This window comes from Pseudacidovorax intermedius, from assembly GCF_001476815.1.
Lineage (GTDB): Bacteria > Pseudomonadota > Gammaproteobacteria > Burkholderiales > Burkholderiaceae_C > Xenophilus > Xenophilus intermedius_A.
This window is the reverse complement of record NZ_LDSL01000269.1, coordinates 1-687: the sequence shown is the minus strand read 5'-3', so window position 1 is coordinate 687 and position 687 is coordinate 1. Positions and strand designations below refer to the sequence as shown.

Here is a 687-nt window from a genome sequence, read left to right as displayed (position 1 = left end):
TGGGCTCGGAGATGTGTATAAGTGGCATGTCGAGGAGACGCGCTCCGCCGCCCAGGTCTCCCAGCGCCAGGAGCAGCAGGTGATGGCCGACTCCGAGAGCCGCATCGCGCACGTGCTGGGCGACTTCCAGCAGCTGACGGCCGAGCTGGCCGCCTCGGCCGAGCTGCTGCGCAACGAGGGCCGCCAGATCCAGGCGGAGGTCAACGACGCGCTGGTGCAGCTGCAGTTCCAGGACCGGGTGAGCCAGGTGCTCAGCCACGTGCGCGACAACATCGGCCGCATGCCCGAGGTGGTGCGCACGCACCACGCGCAGGGCCTGCGCGACGGGCGGCTGCTGCCGCTGCAGGCCACCGAGCTGCTGGAGGAGCTGGCCTCCATCTACGCCATGGCCAGCGAGCGGGCGGTGCACGACGCGCGCCTGGCCGCAGCGGCGGCTGCCCATTCGGGCTCGGGCTCGGGCTCGGGCTCGGGCTCGCCCGCGGCGCAGCGCAGCCTGCCGCCGGCCCCGGCCGCGCATGCGGCACCGGCGCCCGCCGAAGACATCACCTTTTTCTGATTTCCGACTTTTTCGAGCTACCTGAGGGAAGAACCCATGGCTAAGACCATTCTGATCGTCGACGACTCCGCCTCGGTGCGGACGGTGGTGGGCATTGCGCTCAAGGGCGCGGGCTACGACGTGATCGAGGG

2 pseudogenes are annotated in these 687 nt (G+C 70.6%); both read left to right on the top strand.

Annotated features, from left to right (window positions below):
• Positions 1-556: pseudogene (locus tag NS331_RS25160) on the top strand (hypothetical protein); the annotation flags it as partial.
• A 36-nt stretch (positions 557-592) separates the two neighbouring features.
• Positions 593-687, top strand: a pseudogene (locus tag NS331_RS27310) (response regulator); the annotation flags it as partial.